The sequence below is a fragment of the Steroidobacter sp. genome, assembly GCF_016790065.1.
In the GTDB taxonomy this organism is placed as follows: Bacteria; Pseudomonadota; Gammaproteobacteria; order Steroidobacterales; family Steroidobacteraceae; genus Steroidobacter.
This window is the reverse complement of the sequence record NZ_JAEUPY010000600.1, coordinates 1-2780: the sequence shown is the minus strand read 5'-3', so window position 1 is coordinate 2780 and position 2780 is coordinate 1. Positions and strand designations below refer to the sequence as shown.

General features: G+C 61.0%; 2 protein-coding genes and 1 pseudogene. All 3 read right to left on the bottom strand.

Translation table 11 applies throughout. The annotated features are described in order from the left end of the window. Nucleotides 1-751, bottom strand: a pseudogene (locus JNL55_RS24710) (hypothetical protein); the annotation flags it as partial. Next, complete coding sequence (locus JNL55_RS24705) at nucleotides 735-1442, bottom strand: hypothetical protein (protein WP_293860555.1); 708 nt, start codon at nucleotides 1440-1442, stop codon at nucleotides 735-737. The pseudogene JNL55_RS24710 and the gene JNL55_RS24705, both read right to left, overlap by 17 nt. After that, nucleotides 1439-2780: CocE/NonD family hydrolase (locus JNL55_RS24700; RefSeq protein WP_293860552.1), on the bottom strand; the 1342-nt coding region annotated here is incomplete at its 5' end. The genes JNL55_RS24700 and JNL55_RS24705, both read right to left, overlap by 4 nt.

Here is a 2780-nt window from a genome sequence, read left to right as displayed (position 1 = left end):
TCAAGCTGAGCATCATGCCGATGGCCGCCGCCGAGAATCCCCAGTGCCAGGCAACCCGCTCACCGAGATAACCGACCACGAACGTGCCGAAGATGCAGCCTACGTAAACGGCCACGAAGAACATGCCGAACGCAGCTTCTCTGCGCCGATCGCCGGGCTGGTAGAAATGACTGACGATGGATGAAATGGTCGGCTTGATCAAACCGGTGCCGATCAGGATCAACACCAAGCCGCCCATGAAAGTGCTCGACACCGCGCGATAGATCGTTTGCACCATCGTCGCCGACATGCCGTGCCGTGACGCCGCCGCGTTGAGCTGCTGCCATTGCTCGACGCTCAGTGACCAATGTCCCAACGGAACGCCGGCGGCGCTCCAGATGGCTTTCACGTCGACACTCAGAATGTGACTCGCCAAAGCCGGCACGGCAGCGGGACCGGCCAGACACAGATGCCCAGCGACGATCAGCCAGCCACCGATCAGGATGCAACGACGCTCGCCCCAATAGTTGTTGGCGATCCAACCGCCGAACAACGGCCCTACGAACGCGGCACCGACGTAGACGCCATACAGGCGAATGGCATCGGGATGCTGCCAGCCGAAGCCGCCACGATCGGCATCGGCTGTCAAAAACAGCACGAAGATCGCCATCAATCCCCAGTAGCTGAAACGTTCCCAAAACTCGGTGAACGCCACCAGGAACACGCCGCGGGGATAGCCCCACGGCGGCACCGTTTCAGACGGACCGTGCAACGCTGCTCTCCATCAGATGATTGCACAAGGTCACCCAATCGAAGACCGGTCGGCCGAACTCTGCCTTGATATGAAACCGGAACCGAGGAAAGCCGGTGCATTCGAGCAACCAATGGGTGATGTCCGGATGCTCATTCCAAAGTCGGCGCGCTGCGCCCATGACATCACGCTCCAGCGCAACCCAATCAGTGGTGGTTTGCTCGGAGATCCAATTGCGCCAGCTCACCGTTCCTTGGATGCCTGCCACTGCCATTGGCGGCAGCGACTCGGTATCCAGGCCGGCCCAGCGCAGATGATTGCGACTGAACCGATCGGCATCGAAACACAACAAGCCGATCTTGCCGTGTGCCGGCAACATGCTTCGAAGCAGCGGCAACTGCAGAAGACTCGAACAAGCCACGGGAATATTCACCGCATCGCGTACTGCCTTCTGAAACGCCACCGCGTAACCGCAATGAGCCGTGATCGCGGCCGCACCGGCCGCTTCGAGTTCTCGAGCAGCAGCGACGAATGCCGATTCCAGTGCCAGGTTGCCACCCACCACTTCGCGTGCCCAGGCATTCGGCACGGCCTTGGTAAGTGTTGGATAGGCAAACCAGTCCGCATCATCGAAACCGTCCGGCGGCGGTGGCTCGGCGCTGTACGGATCGGGCAAGGTCAGGATGCCGAGGGCTCGCAGTCTTCTACTCATGACCACCTCACCGTGTCGAGCACGGGCAGCAGCAGATGCGACGGTCGCTTGGTGTCGTGAAAAATTCGGTTGTGGGCCACGACCAGGCGGTTGTCACGGAAGTTGTTCCACGCACCGGAGTTGGTATTTCGGTCGTAACGTGGAAACCAACTGCTCATCACTTCGAGACGAATCCGATGTCCCGGCAGGAAGCGCACGCCGCAGGCATCCATGTCGATCTCAAACGGGTAGACGGTCTCCGGCTGGAGCAGCACCGGCCGTTCGAGCGATTCACGGAATCTCGCACGCAAGGCGCCATGGCACAGGAACCTCGCCTCGCCGTTGGGATGCACATCGACGAGACGAACATGCCAATCGGTATCGAGCGCGGATGACGAGGCGTACAACACACAGCGCACCGGGCCGACGACATCGAGCGGCGCGCGGAGCACCGCACTGGTGTAGCAAAGCGTGTCCCTGCGACGCGTGACCGGAGCATCGTCCACCGGGCCGTGACTCAAGCTCCAGAACGAACCCACTGGATCGGCAGGATCGTAGCGATACCCGTCCGACGGCTCTCGTCGAGGCTTATCGATCGACAACGCGCCATCGCCTGCCGCCGAGTTGGCGCTGCCTTTGGAATGCAAATAGAACGGCGTCAACTTCGTTCCTGGCAGCGGCCACTCGTTGCCACTGCGCCATTCATTCGCACCTATGACGAAGACCTGCACGCGCGGATCTTGGTCGATGCCGTTGCGAACGCCTTTGAGCCAGCGATCGTGAAAGCGCACCCGATAGTCATCGAGGTTGACCACGGCTTGCGCACCGAAATCGATGCCGTCGAGCGCACGCTTGCGATTCACGCTGTGCGTCCAAGGCCCGATGATGAGTTGTTGAGAATCGCGAATCTGAGCGGTTGTCCCGTAGCGCCGCAGCCCGCCGAAGTTCAGCGGGGCGCCAGGAAAGTTCATATCCCACCAACCGGTGATGTTGAGCGCGGCCACCTGCATCTGCGGCCAGGCGTGCTGATAGGACGAGGCGCGCCAGAAGTCGTCGAAGTTGGGATGATCCATCCACTCTTCCCACCACTTCGAACTGCTGCCGGCTGCCTGCACCGCCGACGCCAACGGCACCGCATCGAAGTAGTCCTTGCGTTCCTCGTAGACCTCGTAGCTCTCGCCGAACTGGAAGGTGCGACGACCCATCCATTGCATCCATTCGCTCACCGGCAACAGGAAACAGCCGTGGCTGATAGGCTCGTTGATGAAGGCGTCCGGCGGCGAGACGCGCGGGATGATGGACTTCAGATGCGGAGGTGCATCCATGGCCGCAAACCATTGCGTCTGTCCGCCATACGAA